Raw genomic sequence first — 22644 nt, 5'->3', positions numbered from 1 at the left:
CTCACTCCTCGGCGTCGCCCATGACGAGCCCCTCGATGGTGTGCTGCTGCACGATCGGCGTCAGCTCGTCGACGACCCGCGCCGCCAGGTGGTTGCGTACCTGCGTCAGCAGCGCGTCCTGGAAGCCGCGCGTCACCTGCAGGTCATGGAACTCGTCGTGGCCGGCCCCCGGCGCGTCGACGCCGACGACGAGCACCGGCCGCGCGCTCGTTCCGGAACTCGCTGTGCCGCGGTGGATGGTCAGCGCGGAGCGCGCCGAGATGTCGCCGCGCCGCGGGTACTTGCGCTCGGCGAGCTGTTCGTAGCGCGGGTAGTGCCACTGCGGCGGGAACATGCCGTGGTCGAAGTCGGGATGGTCGTCCCACTGCGTGCCCGGCGCGATCTCGAACGGACCCATGTCCTCGGCGGTGTCGACCGCGGTGAGGTTGAAGGCGAGCGACGTCAACCGGTGCTGGCCGGTCGTCTCGGGCGGCGCCGGGAAGTCGCGATGCCACGGCTGGTCGCGCGCGCCCGGGAACGGGATGTCGAAGCCGATCTCGACGATGCGGTAGTCGGCGCCGAGCACCTCGTCGCACACGGCGACGAACCACGGGTGGCTGACGATGTCGACGAACCCGGCGATGGCCTCGGGGTGCACCTCGACGTACCAGCGGTTGTGGCCGCGGCCCACCGCGCCGCCCTCGCGAGCACGCGCGGAGGTGAACTCGCGCTCGATGTCCGCGCGCAGCCGGTCCGCCCACTGTGCGGGAAACGCGCCGCGCAGCGCGGTGATCCCCGGACCGTCCAAGGCCTCGCGGATGGCCTGTCGGTCGATTGTCGCCGTCATGACCACGTCCTACCCGCCGTCGGAGGGGCTGCGACCGTCAGGCGGTGGTGATCGCCCGCTCGACCGCGCCGGCGAGCAGTTCCTGCCCCGCGACGCTCGGGTGCACGCCGCAGCCGCCGGTCGTCAGCTTGGTCAGCAAGCCGGCGGCGCAGCTGTCGCCGCCCGCCTGCTCGGCGGCTCGTTGGAACGTCGCGAAGCCGTCGGCGATCCGCACCCGGTACGGCGCCGCGGCGTCGTCCATGGTCGAGTTGAGTGCCTGGCTGGACGCGCGCTGCGTCGGGTCGGCGTAGTTGGTCGAGTAGTAGTTGACGATGACGAGCTGGCCGCCGTAGTGCGCCTTCTGCCGGATCTCGCGCAGGATCTTGTTGACGTCGGTGCCGATCCGGCCCAGCACCGTCGGCAGCTCGCTCACGCACTTGTCCGCGGTCGTCTCCTGGCACAGGAAGGCGTCGTTGGCGCCGATCATCAGCGAGACCAGTCTGGTGTCGCGGTGCCGGCGCAGGTAGTTCACCGCGTACGACAGCTGGGAGCCCGAGTAGGCGACGTGCAGCGGGTAGGCGCGGTAACCCGGGCCGGTCCCGCCGGCGGCGGTCTCGCAGCCGTTGCTCGGGGCGCTCGCGTCGATGAAGCTGGCCGACGTCTCGCCCGGGCACGAGGAGTTCGCGACGCGCAGCTTGAGCTCGGCGCCGAGGTCCTCCGGGTAACCGACGAAGTTCTTCGCGTCGGTGTAGTCGGGCGGTGGCGGATTTGCCGCCTCGCGGTAGCCGAACGTCACCGAGTCGCCGAGCGCCAGATAACGCGAACCCGCCTGCACCGGTCGATTGCCCGGCTGGGTGTGTGCCGTGGCCGGCACGCCGAGGCCGATGGCGATTGCGGCCGCGGCACCTGCCGAGACCACCGCGATGGCCGCGATCACTGCTCGTCGAGGTCCGGAGAGTGTGCGGATCGATGCCATGGTTCTCCTTCGCCACCGCGCCGGCGTCCTTGCCGACCCATCCACACTCGCCCGTGCGATGCGCCGAGTCAATGGGGCTGTGTGGCCGCACGGCGGGCTTGCGCCGCTGCAGTCGGCTAGCGGAAGACGACGGTGCGGTTGCCGTTGAGCAGCACGCGCGTCTGTGCGTGCCAGCGGACCGCGCGGGAGAGCACCTGCGCCTCGACGTCACGCCCGGCGGCCACCAGCTGCGGCCCGGACAGCGCGTGGTCGACGCGCGTGACGTCCTGCTCGATGATCGGACCCTCGTCGAGGTCGGGGGTCACGTAGTGCGCGGTCGCGCCGACGAGCTTGACGCCGCGTTCGAAGGCCTGCTGGTAGGGCCGCGCGCCCTTGAAGCTCGGCAGGAACGAGTGGTGGATGTTGATCGCCTTGCCGGCCAGCGTGCGGCACGCGTCGTCGGACAGGATCTGCATGTACCGGGCCAGCACCACGAGATCGATGCCGAGCGAGTCGACGAGTGCCAGGATCTGCGCCTCGGCATCGGCCTTGGTGTCCGCGGTGACCGGCACGTGGTGGAACGGCACGTCGTAAGAGGTCACCAGTCGTTCGAGGTCACGGTGGTTGGAGACGACGGCCGGGATGTCGATGGGCAGAGCGCCGATGCTCTGCCGGTACAACAGGTCGTTGAGGCAGTGGCCGTCGCGCGAGACGAGGATGAGGGTGCGGTACGGCGTCTCGGCCGCCCACAGGTGCCACTCCATCTGTGACGTGCGTGCCGTCGGCTCGAACGCGGTGCGCAGCCGCTCGAGCGTCATGGCCTCGTCGTAGACCTCGAAGTGCACGCGCATGAAGAAGCGGTCCTCGTCGCGGTCGTCGAACTGCTGGCTCTCCAGGATGTTCGCCGAGCAGTGGACGAGGAACGAGCTGACCGAGAAGACGATGCCCGGGCGGTCCGGGCAGACGATGGTGAGCACGTACTCCGGGTGCTTCGAAGTGCTGACGGTCATGCCGATCTCCCAAACGACGACGCACGATGTAAAACTCGGCGTGCCATGTGCAACAACGTCGGGTTAGGCTCCGCAGTATGACCGACAGCGTGGTGGCCGGCAATGCACCCAGCGCCACTCCCGGAGGCGCGCCGAGCGGCGTGCAGTCCGTGGAGCGTGCGCTGGCGATCCTGGAAATTCTGGCCCGCGCCGGCGAGGCGGGGGTCACCGAGATCGCGGTCGAGCTCGGCGTGCACAAGAGCACCGCGTTCCGGCTGCTCGCCGCGCTGGAGAACAGCGGCCTGGTCGAGCAGATCGCCGATCGCGGCAAGTACCGGCTGGGCATGGGCATCCTGCGCCTGGCCGGCGCGACCACGGCGCGCCTGGACGTCGTGCAGGAAGCGCGGCCGATCGCGCGGGCGCTCGCGGCCGGCACGGGGGAGACGGTCAACGTCGCTGTGCTCGCCGACGGCGCCGCGCTTTACGTCGACCAGGCGGCCGGCGGGTCGTCGCTGCAGGCGCACAACTGGGTCGGCCAGCACATCCCGTTGCACGCGACGAGCAACGGCAAGGTCTTGCTCAGCGAGCTGCCCGAGACCGAGCTCGCGGCGCTGCTCGGCACCCTCGCCGCGCACACCGGCGCGACCATCACCACCCGCAAGGCGCTGCGCGCGGAACTGGCGCAGGTGCGCGAGCGCGGTTACGCGGTGGCCGTGGACGAGTTGGAGATCGGGCTCACCGCGCTCGCGGCGCCGGTCCGCAACGCGCACGGCGACATCGTGGCGTCGCTGAGTGTCTCGGGACCGACCTTCCGCCTCGGCGACGCGCAGGTCGAGGCCATGCTGCCGCAGCTGCGCGAGTCGGCCGCGGAGATCTCCCACCGATTGGGTTGGCATCCGCGGTGACTCCGGACCGCACGGCACCGCCGGGCGGTGGTTTGCACCCGTACCCGTCGCTAACGCGGTCGATTCGAGACGAGATAGCGACAGGTGCGGGTGCAAACCGCCTCCCCAACGGCCGGTCGCCGGGTTATCGTTGCTCATAGTGCAGTCGCGTTTCATGATACGCAACAACCTGAGAGGTGGCAGGCCCAGTGGCAACCGTCCCCGGTAGTGCACGCGTCGTCGTGATCGGTGCCGGCATCGTCGGCAACAGCCTCGTGTACCACCTCGCCAGGCTCGGCTGGCGCGACATCGTGCAGCTGGACAAGGGGCCGCTGCCCAACCCCGGCGGCTCGACCGGACACGCCTCCAACTTCATCTTCCCGGTGGATCACTCGCGCGAGATCACCGATCTGACGCTCGACTCGATGCGCCAGTACAAGGAGATGGACGTGTTCACCGAGTCCGGCGGCATCGAGGTCGCCCGGACCGAGGAGCGCATGGAAGAGCTGCGCCGGCGCATGTCGAGCGCGAAGGCGTGGGGCATCGAGGCCCGGCTGGTGACGCCGGACGAGGTGGCCGAGCTGGTCCCGTTCCTCGACCCGTCGGTGATCGTCGGCGGCTTCTACACGCCGAGCGTCGGCGTCGTCGACTCGTTGCGCGCGGGCACCATCATGCGCGAGCGGGCGCAGGAGATGGACGCCGTCACGATCGTGCCGAACGTCGAGGTCAACGACATCACCGTCGAGCACGGCCGCATCGCCGGCGTGCGCACCAGCGCGGGGGACATCGCCACGGACACCGTCGTCGTTGCGTGCGGTGTGTGGAGCCCGAAGCTGGCCCGGATGGCCGGCGCGCACATCCCGCTGACACCCGCTGTGCACCAGATGATCAGCGTCGGGCCGGTGCCGCAGCTCGCGCAGCTGCCGGGCGAGATCTCGTTTCCGATCGTGCGCGACATGGACACCTTCTGCTACGAGCGCCAGCACGGCAGCGACATGGAGGTCGGCTCGTACGCCCACCGGGCGATCCTGATGGAGGCCGAGGACATCCCGTCCATTGAGCAGGCCAAGCTCAGCCCGACGGAGATGCCGTTCACCGAGGACGACTTCGACCCGCAGCTCGAGCAGGCGCTGGAGCTGATGCCGGAGATCCTCGGCAACGAGCAGGCCGAGATCCGGTACGCGATCAACGGGCTGCTGTCGCTGACGCCGGACGGCGCGCCGATCATGGGCGAGAGCCCCGAGGTGCCCGGCCTGTGGTCCGCGGCCGCGATCTGGATCAAGGAAGGCCCGGGCTGCGGGCGCGCGGTCGCGGAGTGGATGACGGACGGCAATCCCGAGATCGACGTGCACGGCACCGACATCGCGCGCTTCTGTCCGCACCAGGCCGCGACGAACCACATCGTCGCGCGCACCAGCGAGAGCTTCATCAAGACGTACGGCATCGTGCACCCGGGCGAGCAGTGGGAGAGCAACCGCAACGTGCGGCTCGCACCGATGCACGAGAGCGAGAAGGAGCTCGGCGCCGTCTTCTTCGAGGTGGCCGGCTGGGAGCGGCCCCAGTGGTACGCGAGCAACGAGAAGCTGCTCGCCGACTACGACGCCGACAAGCTGATGCCGCGCGAGAACGAGTGGGACTCGCGGTGGTGGTCGCCGATCATCAACGCCGAGCACCTGGCGATGCGCGAGCGCGCCGGTTACGTCGACCTCTCGGCCTTCGTCGTCTTCGACGTCCTCGGCAGGGACGCGTGCGAGGCGGTGCAGCGCATCGCGGTGGCGCAGGTGAATGTCGCGCCCGGACGCGTCGTCTACACGCCGATCATCGACTCGCGTGGCGGTTACCGCGCCGACCTCACGATCATGCGGCTGGCCGACGACCATTTCCGCGTCGTCACCGGCGGTGCGCACGGCAACGTCGACCGCAAGTGGTTCCGCGATCACGTCAGCGGCGACGCGCACGTCGTCGACATGACGTCGGCGTTCACCACGATCGGGCTGTGGGGGCCGCGGGCACGCGACATCCTCGGCGAGCTGACCACGGCCGACGTCTCGAACGACGCGTTCACGTTCGGTACCTGCAAGCAGCTCGAGATCGAGTCCCTCGGCGTGCTCGCCTCGCGGATCTCCTACGTCGGCGAGCTCGGCTGGGAGCTGTACGTGCCGATGGAGCAGGGCGCGAAACTGTGGTCGCTGGTGCGCGAAGCCGGCGAGCCGCACGGCGCGGTGCCGGTCGGCATCGGCGTCTACGGCACCACCGGGCGTATCGAGAAGGGCTACCGCGCATACGGCGCCGAGCTCGACAGCGAGCGCACGATCGTCGAGGCCGGGATGGCGCGCCCGAAGGTCAAGGAGGCCGACTTCATCGGCCGCGAGGCCTACCTCAAACAGCGCGACAACGCGCCCGAGACGGTGCTGTGCACGATGACCGTCGACGACCACACCTCGACGTCGGGACAGAAGCGCTACATGCTCGGCGGCGAGCCGATCGTCACCCGCGACGGCGGGCAGCTGACCGACGGACACGGCCACCACCCGTACGTCACCACGGCCGGTTCCGCTCCGTCGTTGGGCAAGCACGTGTTGCTGGCGTACCTGCCGCCGGACGCCGCCACCGTCGGCAACGAGCTGGCGGTGTCCTACATGGAGCAGCGCTATCCGGTGACGGTCGGTTCCGTCGACGCCACCTCGCTGTTCGACCCGAGCAACGACCGGATCAAGTCATGAGCAACGTCCTCGTCTGCATCAAACGGGTGCCGGACGTCTCCGGCGAGGTGCTGCTGACCGACGACGAGCAGTCGGTCGACGCCAAACATGTCGGCTTCACCGTCAGCCCGCACGAGGAGTGCGCGGTCGAGCTTGCGACGCAGATCGCGGAGGCGACCGGCGGCAAGGCGACCGTGCTGACGGTCGGTCCCGCTGAGGCCGTGGAGCAACTGCGGGCGGCCCTTGCCGTCGGTGCGAGCGACGGCGTGCTCGTCGAGACCGAGCTGGACAAGGTCGGCCCGGTCGACGTGGCACGGGCGATCGCCGGTGTGGTGCGCTCGCGCGAGGAGGCGGGCACGCACTACGACGTCATCCTGCTCGGCAACGACGCCGCGGACTCCGGCGACTTCCAGGTGCCGACCCGGCTGGCGTATGCGCTCGAGCGACCGGTGGTCAGCAACGTCGCCCTCGTGTCCGTCGACGGTGACACGGTCACTGCGAAGGGCGATGGCCCGGACGGCACCGAGATCTACGAGCTGCCCACGCCCGCGGTCGTCGCGGTGATGGAGGGCGGCGTGAGCCCGCGCTACCCGTCGATCCCCGGCCGGATGAAGGCCAAGAAGGCCCCGGTGGAGACGATCACGTTTGACACCGAACCGCGTGGCGCCAGCCGGGTGCGGCTGAAGCTGCCACCGCGCAAGCCGAGCACGGTGCAGATCCTGGGCCGCGGCGCCGAGGCCGCGCCGGCCGTCGTCGACGTGCTGATCGAGGCAGGTGTGTTCAGTTGATCATCGTTGTGGTGGAGACGGACGCCGACGGTGTCGTGCAGACCTCGGCCGAGGCGCTGACCTTCGCTCGCGACCTCGGCACCCGCTCCGGCGAACCCGTGCAGGCCGTCGTGGTCGACGAGGTCACCGACGCGGTGCGGGCCCAGCTCGGCGAGCAGGGCGTGGCCGTGGCGCACCATCCGGTGGACGAACGCCTCACGTCGTACGCCGCGGCTGCGTGGTCCGCGGCCGTCGTGGACGTCGTCGAGTCGTCGGCGGCGACGGTCGTACTCGCGTCGGGAACGCCGCGCGGCAACGAGGTGCTCGCGCACGTGGCAGCGCGCCTGGACGTCGCGATGGCCGCCAACGTCGTGCAGGTCGACACCCCGAAGCCGCTCGTCGCCACCCGCCAGGTGGTGGGGGGTTCGGCGCAGGAGGAGATGCGGCTGGACGATCGCGTCGCCGTGCTGTCCGTGGCCGGGCACGCCTGCGATCCGGTGGCCGCGGCGACGCCCGTCGAGACCGAGGTGCAGACGTACGCGCCGAAGCTCTCCGACCGCGACCTCGTCGCGAAGGTCGCTCGCGTCGAGGCGAAGGCGAAGAGCGATACCGGTGCGCTGACCAGCGCGCGGGTGGTCGTCGGGGCCGGGCGCGGCGCAGGCAGCGCCGACGGCTTCGGTGATCTCATCGAGCTGAGCGAGCTGCTGCACGGCGCGCTCGGCGTCTCGCGCGTGGTCACCAGCCTCGGCTGGCGCCCGCACCACGAGCAGGTCGGCCAGACCGGCTCGCGGATCGCGCCGGACGTCTACATCGCCTGCGGCATCAGCGGCGCGATCCAGCACTGGGCCGGCTGCCAGTCGGCCAAGACCATCCTCGCGGTGAACACCGACGCCGAGGCGCCGATGGTCACCAAGGCGCACTACGCGGTGATCGGCGATCTGCACGAGATCGTGCCGGCGATCAACGAGGAGCTGCGCAAGCGCAAGGGCTGACCCGGCTCAGCTCAACGCCGTCTCGACATCACCGCCCGGCCACGGCGGCCGCACCCGTTGCAGCCGCTCCGAGGTGAGGAAGTCGCGCCGCAGATCATCGGGCAGCCCCTCGAACGGTGAGCGCTGCGACGCGTGCAGGCGCATCGCCGCCTCGCGCGCCGGCAGGTACGCCGAGGTGTCGATGATCGTCGTGACCAGTTCTTCCGGCGTGCCCGGCACGTTGCCGCGTAGATGTTCCCAGCTCGGGTCGTTGGCGATCATGTGCTCGACCCAGCGGCGCATCAGCACCTGCGGCAGGCAGTGCAGATACACCCGCTGCACGTGCCAGTCGGCGGCGTCGACCGCAGCGAGCGTCGCGTCGCGGATGCGCTCGTGGTCGCGGTGGCCGTCCGACGCGTCAAGGGTGATGACGACGCTCGGCCGGAATCCCTCGAGGTGACGGCGCACCTGCTCGCTGACCGCCGCAAGATCCGCGCCGACGAGCGTGGTGGCGGCGGCCTCGCCGGACATTCCCGAATCGCCGAAGTCCAGGAAGTCGACCTGCGCGACGCCGAGCGCGTCGGCCGCCGCCCGGGTCTCGGCCTCGCGGACGGAGGCGAGCTCGCCGGACGGCGTGCCGTCGATCGCCTCGCCGGCTTCGCCGCGCGTGGCGCACACGACGCGGGTCGTCATCCCGACGGCGGCCGCGTGCAGCAGCAGCGAGCCGCAGCCGAAGGTCTCGTCGTCCGGGTGCGCCACCACGACGAGCAGTCGTGGCGACGCACCCGGATCGGTCAGCTCAGGCCGCATGCGAAGTCCTCGATCACGGTGTTCATCTCACCGGGAACCTCGAACATCGGGAAGTGGCTGCGCGCGGGAAGTCGGTGCGCACGGAACCACGGGTGGGCCGCGGCGTAGTCCTGCTGGGCGGCGAGCACGGCGTCGTCGGCCGGCTGCGCGTAGAGGTGCAGCGTCGGACACGGCTCGTCGAGCCGCTCGAGCGCTGCGAGCGGGGTGCCCTCGGCGGCGAACGCCGTGGAGATTTCGCGCCCGGCGCAATGCCAATACGCCGCGCCGTACTCGCCCATCCCGTCCACGTAACGATCCAGCGCCGGGATGTCGAGGCCGGTCGTCCACATCGCGAACAGCCCGGACCGGACGTCGGCCCACGCGGTGGGGTCCTGCAGGCCGGCGAGCGCATCGACGAAGCCGGGCGGCGGGCCGAGCACCATCCAGTCGAGCAGCACGATGCCGGGGACGCGGTCGGCGCCGAGGCGCCGGCGCAGCTCGATCGCGGCCCAACCGGCGTGCGAGAGCGCGACCGGCACGACGCGCTCGATCTGCTCGGCGTCGAGCAGGGTCTGCGCGTCGCGCACGACGTCGTCGGTGCGCAAGTCGGCGCCGGTGCGGGGGCGCGTGCCGTGTTCGGGCAGGTCCATGGCGAGCGTGCGGCGGTTCGCGCCGAGCCCGGCAGTGAGGCCGGCGAAGACGCTCCGGTCGCCGCACCAGCCGGGAATGCACAGCAGCGCGGGTTCGCCGGTGCCCGTGTCGTCGTAGCCCGACTCGAGCGAGGCAGCAATGAAAGTCATGATCGGTTCCCCTCGGTTGATACTGCCCTGTGCAGTAAGTGCGGATGAGTAGACACTGCCCAGGGCAGTATGTCAAGGTGTCGGCATGGCGAAGGACCGGACCACGACCTCGTACGCGATCCTCGGCCTGCTGACGGTGCGCGACTGGACGACGTACGAGCTCGCCAAACAGGTCCAGCGCAGCCTGAACTGGTTCTGGCCGCGCGCCGAGCGCAAGCTCTACGACGAACCGAAGCGGCTGGTCGAGGAGGGCCTGGCAACGGCCGACCGCGAGCATGTCGGCCAGCGTGCGCGCACCGTCTACCGCGTGACCGACGCCGGGCGCGAGGCGTTACGCAGCTGGCTCGACGACGCGCCGGCGCCACGGCTGCACGAGTTCGAAGGCATGGTGAAGGTGTTCTTCGCCGACGCCGGGACGACGGAGCAGCTCATCACGACGCTCGGGCGCATCGAAGACGAGGCGGCCCAGCGGGTCGAGACCATCCGCGGGTTCGCCTCCGGTGACACGCCCTTCCCGCGCCGGCTGCATCTGCGCGCGCTCGCGTTGCCGCTGCAGTTCGAGCTCGAGGACGCGGTACGCCGCTGGGCGCACTGGGCCGCGCTGCAGGTGGCGCAGTGGCCGGCGGCCGACGATGCGGGCTCCTGGGACGTCGCCGGTGTGCTCGACGGGCTGGCGCGAGGGGAGAGCCCGATCATTGCGCGGTGAGCGAACGCCGCACTCGCGTCGACCCGATCGGTCTAGCGTCACGACGCATGGACAACGTGATCCCGCTGCGGCGCGAACCGTCCCCGAACACCGGCCCGGAGCCGCTGTGGCGCACGGCGTTGGGCGCGCAGCTGCGTGCCGAACGCCGCGACCGCGACGAGCGGATCGCCGATGTCGCAAGCCGCGCCGGCGTCGCGCCGCAGTATCTCTCCGAACTCGAGCGGGGCCGCAAGGACGCGTCGTCGGAGGTGCTGGCGGCGGTGTCCGGTGCGCTGGGCCTGCGCGTCGGCGATCTCACCCGCCGCGCCGGCGCACGGTTGGCGCGCGTCGCGTCAGTACGTGGGCCGGTCTGTCTCGCTGCCTGACGCACTCGCGCCGTCGACCGCGCGGCTGGTGAGCACCGCGTCGACCACGCCGTACTCCAGCGCGCCCTGCGCGGTGAGCACGAGGTCACGCGCGGTGTCGTCGCGCACCTGCTCCGCCGAGCGGCCGGTGTGCTCGGCGAGCAGCTCCTCGAGCATGGTGCGCACCCGCTCGATCTCGGCGGCCTCGAGGACGAGGTCGGGGATCGCGCCGCGACCTTCTGCGGCCGGTGCATGGATCACTACCCGGCCGTGCGGCAGGATCTGCCGCTTGCCGGGTGCGCCGCCGGCGAGCAGCACCGCAGCCGTCGCGGCGGCCTGCCCGACGCACGTCGTCTCGACCGGCGGTCGGATGTAGCGCATCGCGTCATAGATCGCGAGCGTGGCCGGGACGGAGCCGCCCGCAGAGTTGATGTACAGATTGATCGGCGCGTCCGGGCTCTCCGCCTCGAGGTGGATCAGCTGCGCGATGACCGTGTTGGCCACGCCGTCGTCGATGCCGGTGCCGAGGTAGACGACCCGCTCGGCGAGCAGCCTGCTGTACACGTCGACGGTGCGCTCGCCGGTGTTCGTCCGGGTGGTGACGTACGGGATCGGGTAGCTCACGAGCCCACCCCCAGACCGGCGCGGCGTTGCGGCCGGGGCAGCAGGTCGTCGCCGTCGTGCACGATGTGGTCGACGAAGCCGTACGCGAGTGCTTCGTGGGCACTGAACCAGCGGTCGCGTTGCGAGTCGTGCTCGACGGTCGCGACGTCCTGACCGGTGTCCTCGGCGATCAGCGCGAGCACGGTGTCGCGAGTGCGACGTAGATCGTCGGCCTGGATCGCGATGTCCATCGCCGTCCCGCCGAAGCCGGCCGACCCCTGGTGCAGCAGCACCTTCGAATGCGCGGCTGCGTACCGCTTGCCCTTGGTGCCGGAGCTGAGCAGGAACTGCGCGGCGCTGTAGGCCATCCCGACGTTGACCGTCACGACGTCGTTCGGGATGGCGCGCATGCAGTCGCGGATCGCGAGCATGCCCGGCACCGACCCGCCCGGTGAGTTGATCAGCAGCCGGATGTCGGTCACCGGGTCCTGCGCCGCGAGCAGGACCAGCCCGGTGCACAACCGGTTGCTGTTCCACTGCTCGAGCGGCTCACCGAGCAGCAGTGTGCGCCGTTCGAAGAGTTGCTCGTAGATCTGTTCGTCGAGCCGATGGCCCGGCCTCGAGGTGTCGTCGTCGCTCATGCCACACAGCGTCGCCGCGCGAACGGTGATCCGGGCGGCGACGCTGCTGTGGGCAGCGCTGCGTACAGCAGCGCTGATCTTGCGTGACGGTTCAGACGAGGTCGTACCGGTCGGCGTTCATCACCTTGTTCCACGCCCGGACGAAGTCGTGCACGAACTTGTCCTTGGCGTCGTCGCTGGCGTAGACCTCGGCGACGGCGCGCAGCTCGGAGTTCGAGCCGAACAGCAGGTCGACGCGGCTGCCGGTCCACTTGGTCGTGCCGGAGGCGTCGCGGGCGGTGAACGTCTGCGAGTCCTCGTCGTCGGCCGACCACTGCGTGTCCATGCTGAGCAGGTTGACGAAGAAGTCGTTCGTCAACGTGCCGGGCTTGTCGGTGAACACGCCGAGCTTCGACTTCTGGTAGTTCGCGCCGAGCACGCGCAGCCCGCCGACGAGCACGGTCATCTCCGGTGCGGACAGGTCGAGCAGGTTCGCGCGGTCGACGAGCAGAAACTCCGCGGGCAGGCGCTGGCCCTTGCCCAGGTAGTTGCGGAACCCGTCGACGTCCGGCTCCAACGAGTCGAACGACGTCACGTCCGTCTGCTCCGCCGTCGCGTCGCCACGGCCCGGGCTGAAGGGCACCTCGACCTCGACGCCCGCGTCGCGTGCCGCCTTCTCGACACCGGCCGCTCCACCGAGCACGATCGCGTCCGCGATCGACAGCTGCTTGCCGCCGGACTGCGCCGCGTTGAAGTCGTCGACGACGCCCTGCAGCGTGCGCAACACCTGCGCGAGCTCGTCCGGCTCGTTGACCGCCCAGCCGTTCTGCGGCTCGAGCCGGATCCGCGCGCCGTTGGCGCCACCGCGCTTGTCGCTGCCGCGGAACGTCGACGCCGACGCCCAGGCCGCGGACACGAGCTGCGCCACGGTCAGCCCCGAGTCGAGGATCTTCGCCTTGAGGTCCCGCACGTCGTCGGCGGACACCAGCTCGTGCGTGACGGCGGGGATCCGGTCCTGCCAGATCAGCTCCTCCTGCGGCACGAGCGGGCCGAGGTAGCGCTGAATCGGGCCCATGTCGCGGTGCGTCAGTTTGAACCAGGCACGCGCGAAGGCGTCGGCGAACTCGTCGGGGTGCTCGTGGAATCGGCGCGAGATCGGTTCGTAGATCGGGTCGACGCGCAGCGCGAGGTCACTCGTGAGCATCGTCGGCGGCCGGGACAGCGAACCGTCCTCCGGGTCGGGCACGGTGTTCGCGCCGGCGCCGTCCTTGGGCTGCCACTGGTTCGCGCCGGCCGGGCTGTGCGTCAGTTCCCACTCGTAGCCGAACAGGTTGTCGAAGTAGAGGTTCGTCCACTTCGTCGGTTCCGCGGTCCAGGTGACCTCGATGCCGCTGGTGATGGTGTCCCGGCCGTGCCCGCTGCCGTAGCTGTTGCGCCAGCCGAAGCCCTGCTCCTCCAGGCCCGCGCCCTCGGGCTCCGGGCCGACGTGGTCGTCGGGGTGCGCCGCGCCGTGCGTCTTGCCGAAGGTGTGGCCGCCGGCGATCAGCGCGACCGTCTCCTCGTCGTTCATCGCCATCCGGCCGAACGTTTCGCGGATGTCGCGCGCCGAGCCCATCGGGTCGGCCTCGCCGTTCGGACCCTCGGGGTTGACGTAGATCAGGCCCATCTGCACCGCGGCGAGCGGCTTCTCCAGGTCGCGATCGCCGGTGTAGCGCGAGTCGCCGAGCCAGGTGTCCTCCGGGCCCCAGTAGACGTCGTCGTCCGGCTCGAACACGTCGGCGCGACCGCCGGCGAAACCGAAGGTCGTGAAGCCCATCGACTCCAGCGCGCAGTTGCCGGTGAAGATCATCAGGTCGGCCCAGGAGACGCGCCGGCCCCACTTCTGCTTGACCGGCCACAGCAGTCGCCGGGCCTTGTCCAGGCTGACGTTGTCCGGCCAGCTGTTCAGCGGCGCGAAGCGCTGCATGCCGGCGCCCGCGCCGCCGCGGCCGTCCTCGGTGCGATAGGTGCCGGCGCTGTGCCACGCCATCCGGATGAACAGCGGGCCGTAGTGGCCGAAGTCGGCGGGCCACCACGGCTGCGAGGTCGTCATGACCTGCTCGATGTCGGCGCGCAGCTCGTCGAGGTCGACGGTCTGGAACGCCTGCGCGTAGTCGAAGTCGTCCTCCATCGGACTCGCGACAGCCTGGTGCTTGCGCAGGATCGTCAGGTTGAGCGACTTGGGCCACCAGTCGCGGTTGCCGCCGCCCTCGGCGGGATAGTTGCGGCGGTGGACGACGGGGCATTCCCCTTCGCTGCCGGCGGACTGCATGTCGCCGACGACGGCATTGTGATCGTTGTGCTGCTCGGACACGGTCGGTCGATCCTTTCCGGGGGGTTGGTTCAGGACGCGGTGGCTGATGGTGCGGTGTCGTGCGCGGCGCACGCGGGGCAGCGCCCCCAATAAACGACCTCCGCCTCGTCGATGACGAAGCCGGTGGGGAACGAGTCGGCCGACGCCTCGAGGCAGGGGGCTTCGCCGGTGGCGCAGTCGACGTCGGCGATGGCGCCGCAGGTGCGGCAGACGACGTGGTGGTGGTTGTCGCCGACCCGGGCCTCGTAGCGTGCGACCGAGTTCGCGGGCTGGATCCGGCGCACCAGGCCGGTGTCGGTCAGTGCGCGTAGCACGTCGTAGACGGCCTGATGCGACACGGCGCCGACCTCACCGCGCACCGCGGCGATCAGCGCTTCGGTGTCTGCGTGCGGGTGCTCGTGCACCGCCGTCAGCACCGCGAGGCGAGGGCGGGTCACCCGCAGGCCGGCGGCCCGCAGTCGGCTCTCGTGTTCCTCGACCGTCCGCACCCGGGCAGTCTCGCACATTCTGGAATGACTCAAAACGAGCAGGGTCCGTGCGCGCCGCCGTCCGGGTCAGAGATACGGCTCGTACAGCGCCATGTCGGGTGCGCCGAGACGGTCGGCAGCGGTGATCGACTGGTGCCAGTACGGGTAGAGCAGCGGCGGCCGGCTGACCTCCTCGAGGCGGGTGAGCTCGTCGACGCTCAGCTCGAGATCGACCGCGGCGAGGTTGTCCGACAGCTGCTCCTCGGTCCGCGCGCCGATGATCAACGAAGAGACGGCGGGGCGGGTCAGCAGCCAGGCGAGGGCTACCTGCGCGCCGCTCACCTCGCGGGCCTTGGCGATGTCGTTGAGCACGTCGACGGTGTCGAAGAGCCGGTCCGGGTAGTCGATCGGCGGCTCGCTCCAGTCCGACAGGTGCCGCGAGCCCTTCGGTCCCTGCACCTGACCGTTGTCACCGCGGGTGTACTTGCCCGACATGAGGCCGCCGGCGAGCGGGCTCCACACGAGCACGCCGAGGCCTTGGTCGAGCGCGGCGGGCAGCAGCTCGTTCTCCGCCTCGCGACCGTGCAGCGAGTAGTAGATCTGTTCGCTGACGAAGCGCGGCAGCCGATCGCGTTCGGCGATCCCGAGCGCCTTCATCAGCTGCCAGCCCGAGTAGTTGCTGACGCCGACGTAGCGCACCTTGCCCTGGTGGACCAAAGTGTCGAGCGCGCCGAGGGTCTCCTCGAGCCGAGTCTGGCCGTCCCACTCGTGCAATTGGTAGAGGTCGAGGTAGTCGGTCTGCAACCGGCGCAGGCTCGCCTCGGCGCCGCTGATGATGTGGTGGCGCGACAACCCGGCGTCGTTCGGGCCGTCGCCCATCGGGAAGCGCACCTTGCTGGCGAGCAGCCAGTCGTCGCGGTGACCCTTGATCGCCTCGCCGACGATCTCCTCGGCGGTGCCGCCGGAGTAAACGTCGGCCGTGTCGATCACGTTCACGCCCGCGTCCTGGCACAGGCCGAACTGGCGCTTCGCGGTGTCGACGTCAGTACTGCCGACGTCGGCGAAGTTGCCGGAACCGCCGAAGGTCATCGTGCCCATCGTCAGGACGGACACGCGTAGGCCGGAGTTGCCGAGCTGTCGATATTCCATGCAGGCAGCCTGCCCGCAACGACGCGCGGACACGCACCGGCTGTGTCACGGGGCCCGCTGCCCGCAGGCCGCGCGAACTCGCGCGGCCCGCGGGCGAGCCGGATCAGCGGCCGAGGACGACGATTCGTCCGTGCGGCGGCGGTCCGCTGGGCCCGGACGGTCCGCTCGGGCCGTCCTGCTCCTGCTCCACGACCGGGGCCGTGGATGCGTACAGGTGGTTGTTCGCCCACTCGATCGCCACGACGTCCGGCAGGTTGGCGACCACCGCGTTGCGGCCGTGCTCGACCTTGCGGATCGTGCCGTCGCCGAGCGAGGCGACGTAGACCGTGCCGCGAGGCGTCACCGCGATGTTCGTGGCTGCGGCGAAGCCGGTGGCGATCCGGGTGGCGTGACCGTTGTGCGGGTTGACGCGGTACACGCTGCCCGCAACGCCCTCGCCGCCCGGCAGCGTGCTGACGTACAACCATCCGCTCGGGCCGCGCTCGACGTCGGTCGGCACGGACTCGAAGTAGTACGTGATCCCGACGGTGCACTTCGGCAGCCCGTTCTGCGCTGCGAACTCCGATGTCACGTGCAGCGCCTGCCGCGGCAGGACAGCGAGCGTCGACGGGTGCCCGTACCGACTGACCCGCACGATGTCGTTGCCACCCGCGTCGGCGACGGCCCAGGCGCCGTGCCCCAGCGCAGTGGCGGCGTACGGGTGCGAATCGACCTGGCCGTTGTAGTTGGCCGGGATGCCTGCCTTGTCGAGAGCATCGCTGACGCACTTGCTCGGGTGCGGGACGCCGTACTGCACCTTGCCGTCCGGATTGTGGGTCTTCTCGAACAGGGCGAGATCGGCGACCACCGGCTTGTGCAGCGGCGACACGATGCTGAAGCTGGTGGCCGAATGATCGTCGTTGGTCGACGAATACCCGACGTTCAGCGTCCGCGGGTCGAAGGCCGCCGCCGAGCCCTGGGTACCCAGCCCGCTGAACACCGGCTTGTCGCGGCCGATCACGTTCAACGTGCCGGTCCCGGCGTCGGCGACCACGACGAACGGGCCGGCGACGGCGAACTGCAACGGCGCGATGTAGCTCGTCGACAGCGTCTTGATCACATGCAGCGGGGTTGTTGCGGCAGGTTGCGCGCCTGCGCCCGACGGCGCGCCCAGCACGCCGATTCCGGCGGCGGCGCAGGCCGCCATCCCGGTGACGATTCGTAACCTCTGTCGACCCATGTCCGATCCCCCTACGCCGGTCCAGCCTGGTGTTTGCGCAGAGAATGCACGCGCGCCCGCTCGCTCGACGTAAAGCTGCGGATGCATTCCGTCGACAGTCTTGTGCGGGACGTAACGCCGTTACGGCGGGTGAATTAGGGTCGTGACCGTGACGGCGACGAGTGCGGCGCAACCGCCTGCTTTGCGACATTTCGTCAGTGAGCCGTCGCGCGGTGTGCTGCAGCTCGGCGCGTATCCGTTGGCCGCGCCGTGGCTGCGCCGGGCCCCGCGCGGCGAACCGCACGGAGTGCTCGTGCTGCCGGGCTTCATGGCGACCGACGCGAGCACCCAGTTGTTGCGTCGTTTCCTGCACAACCTCGGCCACACGGTGTGGGGCTGGCGGCTCGGGCGCAACTTCGGGCCGACGTCGGACATCGTCGACGGCATGCCGCGGCTGGTCGACCTGTTGGCCGAGCGCACCGGCGGGCCGGTGTCGATCGTCGGCTGGAGCCTGGGCGGGGTCTTCGCGCGCGAGCTCGCACGGGCGCGTCCCGAACCGGTGCGCCAGGTCATCACCCTCGGCAGCCCGTTCGCGTTGGTCGACCCGGTGCAGACGAGGGTGGGTCGGTCGTTCCGGCGTCAGGCGCACCGGCACGTGACGGGCAACGAGCCGTCGGCGCAGACGGCGTTGCCGATCTCCGTGCCGTCCACGGCCCTGTTCTCGAAGCGCGACGGCATCGTGCACTGGCGCTCGTGCGTCGAACCGCAAACTGCGCTGCACCAGAACGTGCAGGTGCGCTGCGCACACCTCGGCTTCGGCGCGGACCCGGCGACGTTCTGGGTGGTCGCGGATCGGTTGGCGCAGCCCGAGCCGGGCCGCACGCCTTTCGAGCCGCCGGCGCTGCTGCGGATGATGTACCCGCAGTCCGACGCGGTGGCCTAGCGCGCTCGCGCGGCGCGCGGCGCATCGCCCGGGCGGCAACGGCGCGCCGCGGGCAGCGGTGTTGGCGCGTCGCGAGGGCATGGCAACCGCCCTCCGGTCAACCGCACATTTTCGTCGCTTCGGCGACGGATAGTTGGCGTTTCGCGGGTGACCCCACCACGCCTCGACGGTGTTGCCAGCGCGACGACTGAGCGACCGCAGAGCCTGCGGCCACCCGACTCCGCGCGCCGGCCTGCAGCTCAGCGCAGCGGCAGCTCCAGCGCCGCCGCGCGCTCGTCGTCCGGGCGGATGCCGAACAGCCGCCGCTCGGACTCCTCGATCCGCACGTCGTTGATGCTGGCCTCGCGCCGGCTCATCAAGCCGTCGTCGGCGAACTCCCACAGCTCGTTGCCGTAGCTGCGCCACCACTGGCCGGCGGCGTCGTGGCACTCGTACTGGAAGCGGACGGCGATGCGGTCGCCGGTGAAGGCCCACAGGCTCTTGCGCAGGACGTAGTCGAGCTCGTGCTCCCACTTGTCGGTGAGGAACGCGACGATCTCGGTGCGGCCGGTCAGGAACCGGTCGCGGTTACGCCAGACCGAGTCCTCGGTGTACGCGCGGCTCACCCGTTGCGGGTCGCAGGTGTTCCACGCGTCCTCGGCGGCCTGCACCTTGGCCAGCGCCGCATCGCGATCGAACGGCGGCAACGGCGGTCGGGCTTCACTCATGCGGTCTCCCTTTCTCGCAGGTGACGACGGCCCGCGGCGAGGCCGGCCGCATACGTCGCCGCGCCGAGCAGCGCCACGACGACGGTGTCCCACGGCGCGCCGATGACATCACGCCCGTTGCCGAAGCTGCCGAGGAAGGACACCAGCAACAGCACGGCCAGGTACGCCACGATCCACGCGCCCTTGCGCAGCTCGGCGGCCAGCCGCGCACGTCCGATCCCGCGCCACGTGACGACGTAGAGCGGCAGGCCGATCAGCGTCAGCGACAAGGCGATGCGCAGGTCGTGCCAGCCGGACCAGAAGATGAACTCGGTGGCGGCGACGAAGCTGACGGGCGCGAGTACGCGCATCGGCGGCAGCCGGCGCAGCGGCCGGTTGTCGCCGGGCGGCGCGAGCACCGCCGCCGAGATCGCCACGGCTGCGTAGGTCAGCAGGTACAGGTCGCCCACGACGCTGACGATCTGCTGCCAACCGGAGAACGGCAGCAGAAAGACGAGGATGACGAGCAGGTTCAGCGCGAGCGCGCGACGCGGGATGCCCGAGCGCTGCTCGACGGCCAGGAAGAAGCGCGGCAGCACGCCGTTCGCGCCCAGCGCGTAGGTGTGCCGGGTGTCGATCGCGACGCCGACGTAGGCCGAGCCGCCGGGGGAGACGACGGCGTCGGAGTAGAGCAGCACCGACAGCCAGTGCAGGTTGAGGATCAGTGCCAGCTGGCCGAACGGGGAATCGAAGGACACGTGCGCCCAGCCGTGGGCCAGCATCGAGTCGGGCACCGCGAACAGGAACGCCAGCTGCAGCAGCAGGTAGCCGGCGACCGCGATGCCGATCGACGCGAGGATCGCCCGCGGCACATCGCGCTTGGCGTTGCGCGCCTCACCGGAGAAGTCCGCGGCCGCCTGGAAGCCGTTGACCGAGTAGACGATGCCGCCGGCCGCAAGCGCGCTGAGCACGGCGCCGTAGCCGTACGGCGCGAAGCCGTGGTCGACGACGTGGCTCGGGTGGAACGCGGACGCGAACAACAAGATGATGGTGAGCACCGGGACGACGATCTTGACGACGGTGATCGCGTTGTTCAGCTCGGCGAACAGCTTGACGCCGAACCAGTTGAGCGCCGACAGCACGAGCGCGAGGCCGACCGCCACGGCGACGCCCGCGGCGGACAGCTTCGAGCCGTGCTGCAGCCACGGCAGGAAGTGGTCGGCGTAACCGAGGATGGCGGTGATCTCGGCTGCCGTACCGCCGACGGTCAGCAGCACCGACACACCGATGACGCTTGCCACCAGCTGCCCGTTGCTCTGCTGCGGCCAGCGCACCGTGCCGCCGCCGGCCGGGCGGCGAGCACCGAGGTCGACCATGACCAACGCGATCAGCGCGCACAGCAGCCCGGCGAGCACCCAGGAGATCAGTGCTGCCGGACCCGCCGTCTGCGCGGCGTACAGGGCGGCGAACAGCCAGCCGGAGCCGAAGATGTTCGAGAAGCCGATCGCCGTCAGGCCGCCGAAGCCGAGGCGGCGCTGGAGCCGGTCGTCCTGCGCCGCCGGCTCGGGTGGCGCGACCTGCGCGGTGGTCACGACGCGACGGGCGCGCTGACCTCGGCCAGCAGCTGTGCCGATCGCAGCCGCGCTTCGATGTTCGGTGACTGCAGCGCGACGATCAACTCGTCGGCGTCGGCGTGCTTCTCGAACTCGTCCAGGTAGTCGCGCACCTGCCGCGGCTCGCCGGCCGCGGAGTAGCGCACCATGTGTTCGATCTGCGCACCTTGCGGCGAGGCGAGCACCTCATCGGCCTGCTCATCGGTGAGCGACAGCCCCGGGCGGGCGAGGGCGCGCAACCTGGACCGTTTGGCGTGCTGCAGCTGCTCGCGTGCATCGGCCTCGGTGTCGGCCGCGATGACGTTCACCCCGGCGATCACGTGCGGGCGCTCGAGCTGCACCGACGGACGGAACTCACGGCGGTAGGTGGCCACCGCCTCCTCGAGCGCGTCCGGGGAGAAGTGCGACGCGAACGCGTAGGGCAGGCCGAGCACGGCAGCGAGCTGCGCGCCGAACAGGGACGAGCCGAGGATGTACAGCGGCACGTCGGTGCCGCGGCCGGGGTAGGCGTCGACGCCGGGCACCGTCGATTCGCCCCGCAGATAACCCTGCAGCTCGAGCACGTCGTCGGGGAAGCGGTCGGCGGACGTGTGGTCGCGGCGCAGGGCGTACATCGTGGTGCGGTCCGAACCGGGTGCTCGGCCGAGGCCGAGATCGATACGGTCCGGGTTTAGCGACGCGAGCGTGCCGAACTGCTCGGCGATCACCAACGGCGAGTGGTTGGGCAGCATGACCCCGCCCGCGCCGAGCCGGATGGTGTCGGTGTGCGCCGCGACGTGCGCGATCAGTACGGCGGTCGCGGACGACGCGATACGCGGCATGTTGTGGTGCTCGGCGTACCAGACCCGGCGATAGCCCGCGTCCTCGGCGAGCCGCGCCAACGCCACGCTGTTGGCGAAACTGTCCGCCGGGGTCTCGCCGCGCCGCACCGGCGCGAGATCGAGGATGGACAGCGGTGCCGGCATCAGGGACACGTCCTTTCGTCAAGTTGCTCTGTCGGTGCAACCGCGCGCCCGGCCGCCGGCATTCCGACCCGGTGGGGGAGGCTGAACACATGAGCGAGCAACCGGACCCCGACCGCGTCGAAGAACGAGCCGCCGAGTTACTGCCCGAGGAGCGGTCGGCGGGCGGTAGCGACGATCCGCAGGCGCAGGCGCAGGCCATTCTCGAGGACTCCGACGCGCGTACCGAGGACCCCGAGGGCACTAAACACGACTCGATGCAGACCCCCGACTGACCGGTCGCTGCGACCTCGACCCGAGGGTCAGACCCAGCGTTCCTTCGGCGTCGACTCGGCGACCTTGCCCGGGTCGGCGGTGACGACGTCGCCGAGGACCTCGTCGATCTTCTTCAGCGCGTCCTCGGGCAGTTGCACGCCCGCGGCCTTGACGTTGTCGTCGATCTGCTCGGGCCGTGACGCGCCGATCAGCGCGGTGGCCACGTTGTCGTTGTGCAGCACCCAGGCGACGGCCAGGGCGGCCATCGACAACCCGAGGTCGTCGGCGATCGGGCGCAGCTCCTGCACCCGGGTCAGCACGTCGTCGCGCATCCAGCGCTTGATCATGTCCGCGCCGCCGGAGGTGTCCGTGGCCCGCGAGCCGGCCGGTGCGTCCTGGCCCGGCTGGTACTTGCCGCTGAGCACGCCCTGGGCGATCGGCGACCACACGACCTGGCTGATGCCGAGCTCGCGGCACGCGGGCACGACCTCACCCTCGATGTTGCGCCAGAGCATCGAGTACTGCGGCTGGTTCGACACGAGCCGGATGTTCAACTGGTCGGCGAGGTCGTGTGCCGCGCGGATCTGGTCGACCGTCCACTCGCTCACGCCGATGTAGGCGGCCTTGCCGGAGTGCACGACGTCGGCGAACGCCTGCATCGTCTCCTCGAGCGGCGTGAAGTTGTCGTAGCGGTGCGCCTGGTACAGATCGACGTGGTCGGTCTGCAGCCGGCGCAGCGAACCGTTGATCGCCTCCATGATGTGCTTGCGCGACAGCCCGGTGTCGTTCTTGCCCTTCGGGTCCGGGCCGACCGGCCCGTAGACCTTGGTGAAGATCTCGAACGATTCGCGCCGCTCGCCCTTCAGGGCGTCGCCGAGCACCTCCTCGGCCTTGCCGTTCGCATAGACGTCGGCGGTGTCGAAGGTGGTGATGCCGGCGTCCAGGGCGGCGCGCACGCACTTCGTCGCGACGTCGTTCTCGATCTGCGAGCCGTGCGTCAGCCAGTTGCCGTAGGTGATCTCGGAGACTTGCATGCCGGAATCGCCGAGGTATCGAAAGTCCATGCCCGCAGCCTGCCCGTGG

General features: G+C 70.4%; 23 protein-coding genes. 8 read left to right on the top strand and 15 right to left on the bottom strand.

The window, feature by feature from the left end; all coding sequences use genetic code 11:
• Position 1: 1 nt before the first annotated feature.
• From ACFFCN_RS04635 to purU, 3 genes are all read right to left on the bottom strand, one after another.
• The gene (locus ACFFCN_RS04635) at positions 2–826 is read right to left on the bottom strand and encodes a phytanoyl-CoA dioxygenase family protein (RefSeq protein WP_375489956.1); all 825 of its coding nucleotides are present in this window, start codon (positions 824–826) and stop codon (positions 2–4) included.
• A gap of 37 nt (positions 827–863) precedes the next feature.
• Positions 864–1781, bottom strand: coding sequence for an SGNH/GDSL hydrolase family protein (locus ACFFCN_RS04630; protein WP_375489955.1), 918 nt, complete (start codon positions 1779–1781; stop codon positions 864–866).
• Between the two features lie 116 nt (positions 1782–1897).
• Positions 1898–2770 carry a formyltetrahydrofolate deformylase gene (gene purU / locus ACFFCN_RS04625; protein WP_375489954.1) on the bottom strand — a complete coding sequence of 291 codons (873 nt, stop codon included), beginning with the start codon at positions 2768–2770 and terminating at the stop codon, positions 1898–1900.
• A gap of 140 nt (positions 2771–2910) precedes the next feature.
• Between purU and ACFFCN_RS04620 the strand changes: the two genes are divergently transcribed.
• From ACFFCN_RS04620 to ACFFCN_RS04605, 4 genes are all read left to right on the top strand, one after another.
• Positions 2911–3654 (top strand): IclR family transcriptional regulator, encoded by a 744-nt coding sequence (locus tag ACFFCN_RS04620; protein WP_375489981.1) that lies wholly within the window; start codon positions 2911–2913, stop codon positions 3652–3654.
• 188 nt (positions 3655–3842) lie between these two features.
• A complete protein-coding gene (locus ACFFCN_RS04615; protein WP_375489953.1) occupies positions 3843–6356 on the top strand; it encodes an FAD-dependent oxidoreductase in 2514 nt (837 codons plus the stop codon).
• Positions 6353–7123: an electron transfer flavoprotein subunit beta/FixA family protein gene (locus tag ACFFCN_RS04610; protein ID WP_375489952.1), complete on the top strand. Its 771-nt coding sequence runs from the start codon at positions 6353–6355 to the stop codon at positions 7121–7123. Before ACFFCN_RS04615 ends, ACFFCN_RS04610 begins: the two co-directional genes overlap by 4 nt.
• An 11-nt stretch (positions 7124–7134) precedes the next feature.
• Positions 7135–8094, top strand: coding sequence for an electron transfer flavoprotein subunit alpha/FixB family protein (locus ACFFCN_RS04605; protein ID WP_375489951.1), 960 nt, complete (start codon positions 7135–7137; stop codon positions 8092–8094).
• Between the two features lie 6 nt (positions 8095–8100).
• Here ACFFCN_RS04605 and ACFFCN_RS04600 read toward each other — a convergent pair whose 3' ends face one another.
• Together ACFFCN_RS04600 and ACFFCN_RS04595 are read right to left on the bottom strand one after the other, a co-directional pair.
• The gene (locus tag ACFFCN_RS04600; RefSeq protein ID WP_375489950.1) at positions 8101–8883 is read right to left on the bottom strand and encodes a PIG-L deacetylase family protein; all 783 of its coding nucleotides are present in this window, start codon (positions 8881–8883) and stop codon (positions 8101–8103) included.
• Positions 8868–9662: an alpha/beta fold hydrolase gene (locus ACFFCN_RS04595; RefSeq protein ID WP_375489949.1), complete on the bottom strand. Its 795-nt coding sequence runs from the start codon at positions 9660–9662 to the stop codon at positions 8868–8870. The genes ACFFCN_RS04600 and ACFFCN_RS04595 overlap by 16 nt, the downstream gene beginning before the upstream one ends.
• Positions 9663–9747: 85 nt before the next feature.
• Here ACFFCN_RS04595 and ACFFCN_RS04590 point away from each other — a divergent pair, with 85 nt between their 5' ends.
• The gene (locus tag ACFFCN_RS04590) at positions 9748–10368 is read left to right on the top strand and encodes a PadR family transcriptional regulator (RefSeq protein WP_375489948.1); all 621 of its coding nucleotides are present in this window, start codon (positions 9748–9750) and stop codon (positions 10366–10368) included.
• 47 nt (positions 10369–10415) lie between these two features.
• The gene (locus ACFFCN_RS04585; protein WP_375489947.1) at positions 10416–10733 is read left to right on the top strand and encodes a helix-turn-helix domain-containing protein; all 318 of its coding nucleotides are present in this window, start codon (positions 10416–10418) and stop codon (positions 10731–10733) included.
• On the opposite strand, the gene ACFFCN_RS04580 is transcribed toward ACFFCN_RS04585, so the two are convergent.
• The 6 genes from ACFFCN_RS04580 to ACFFCN_RS04555 form a co-directional block, all read right to left on the bottom strand.
• Entirely contained in the window at positions 10701–11336 is a 636-nt protein-coding gene (locus tag ACFFCN_RS04580) for a ClpP family protease (protein ID WP_375489946.1), read from the bottom strand. The genes ACFFCN_RS04585 and ACFFCN_RS04580 overlap by 33 nt on opposite strands.
• Complete coding sequence (locus tag ACFFCN_RS04575) at positions 11333–11956, bottom strand: ClpP family protease (RefSeq protein ID WP_375489945.1); 624 nt, start codon at positions 11954–11956, stop codon at positions 11333–11335. Before ACFFCN_RS04575 ends, ACFFCN_RS04580 begins: the two co-directional genes overlap by 4 nt.
• 91 nt (positions 11957–12047) lie before the next feature.
• A complete protein-coding gene (gene katG / locus ACFFCN_RS04570; RefSeq protein ID WP_375489980.1) occupies positions 12048–14246 on the bottom strand; it encodes a catalase/peroxidase HPI in 2199 nt (732 codons plus the stop codon).
• A gap of 71 nt (positions 14247–14317) precedes the next feature.
• Complete coding sequence (locus tag ACFFCN_RS04565) at positions 14318–14794, bottom strand: Fur family transcriptional regulator (protein ID WP_375489944.1); 477 nt, start codon at positions 14792–14794, stop codon at positions 14318–14320.
• Positions 14795–14842: 48 nt separating this feature from the next.
• Positions 14843–15904 (bottom strand): aldo/keto reductase, encoded by a 1062-nt coding sequence (locus ACFFCN_RS04560; protein WP_375489943.1) that lies wholly within the window; start codon positions 15902–15904, stop codon positions 14843–14845.
• Between the two features lie 103 nt (positions 15905–16007).
• Positions 16008–17123 carry a ScyD/ScyE family protein gene (locus tag ACFFCN_RS04555; RefSeq protein WP_375489942.1) on the bottom strand — a complete coding sequence of 372 codons (1116 nt, stop codon included), beginning with the start codon at positions 17121–17123 and terminating at the stop codon, positions 16008–16010.
• Between the two features lie 148 nt (positions 17124–17271).
• Here ACFFCN_RS04555 and ACFFCN_RS04550 point away from each other — a divergent pair, with 148 nt between their 5' ends.
• Entirely contained in the window at positions 17272–18045 is a 774-nt protein-coding gene (locus ACFFCN_RS04550) for an esterase/lipase family protein (protein WP_375489941.1), read from the top strand.
• 239 nt (positions 18046–18284) lie between these two features.
• On the opposite strand, the gene ACFFCN_RS04545 is transcribed toward ACFFCN_RS04550, so the two are convergent.
• The 3 genes from ACFFCN_RS04545 to ACFFCN_RS04535 are packed head-to-tail and all read right to left on the bottom strand — an operon-like array spanning position 18285 to position 21309.
• The gene (locus ACFFCN_RS04545; RefSeq protein WP_375489940.1) at positions 18285–18752 is read right to left on the bottom strand and encodes a nuclear transport factor 2 family protein; all 468 of its coding nucleotides are present in this window, start codon (positions 18750–18752) and stop codon (positions 18285–18287) included.
• Positions 18749–20323, bottom strand: a complete 1575-nt coding sequence (locus ACFFCN_RS04540; RefSeq protein ID WP_375489939.1) for an APC family permease — start codon at positions 20321–20323, stop codon at positions 18749–18751. Before ACFFCN_RS04540 ends, ACFFCN_RS04545 begins: the two co-directional genes overlap by 4 nt.
• Entirely contained in the window at positions 20320–21309 is a 990-nt protein-coding gene (locus ACFFCN_RS04535) for an LLM class flavin-dependent oxidoreductase (protein WP_375489938.1), read from the bottom strand. The genes ACFFCN_RS04540 and ACFFCN_RS04535 overlap by 4 nt, the downstream gene beginning before the upstream one ends.
• Before the next feature lie 89 nt (positions 21310–21398).
• Here ACFFCN_RS04535 and ACFFCN_RS04530 point away from each other — a divergent pair, with 89 nt between their 5' ends.
• Positions 21399–21581 (top strand): hypothetical protein, encoded by a 183-nt coding sequence (locus ACFFCN_RS04530; RefSeq protein WP_375489937.1) that lies wholly within the window; start codon positions 21399–21401, stop codon positions 21579–21581.
• Between the two features lie 27 nt (positions 21582–21608).
• Here the strand turns inward: ACFFCN_RS04530 and ACFFCN_RS04525 are convergent, their stop codons facing one another.
• A complete protein-coding gene (locus ACFFCN_RS04525; RefSeq protein WP_375489936.1) occupies positions 21609–22625 on the bottom strand; it encodes an aldo/keto reductase family protein in 1017 nt (338 codons plus the stop codon).
• Between the last annotated feature and the right edge of the window lie 19 nt (positions 22626–22644).

Origin of the sequence: uncultured Jatrophihabitans sp. (genome assembly GCF_964246335.1) — a bacterium.
Taxonomy (GTDB): Bacteria; Actinomycetota; Actinomycetes; order Mycobacteriales; family Jatrophihabitantaceae; genus Jatrophihabitans.
The sequence above is the reverse complement of the archived record's forward strand: the minus strand, read 5'-3'. Positions and strand labels throughout refer to the sequence as shown.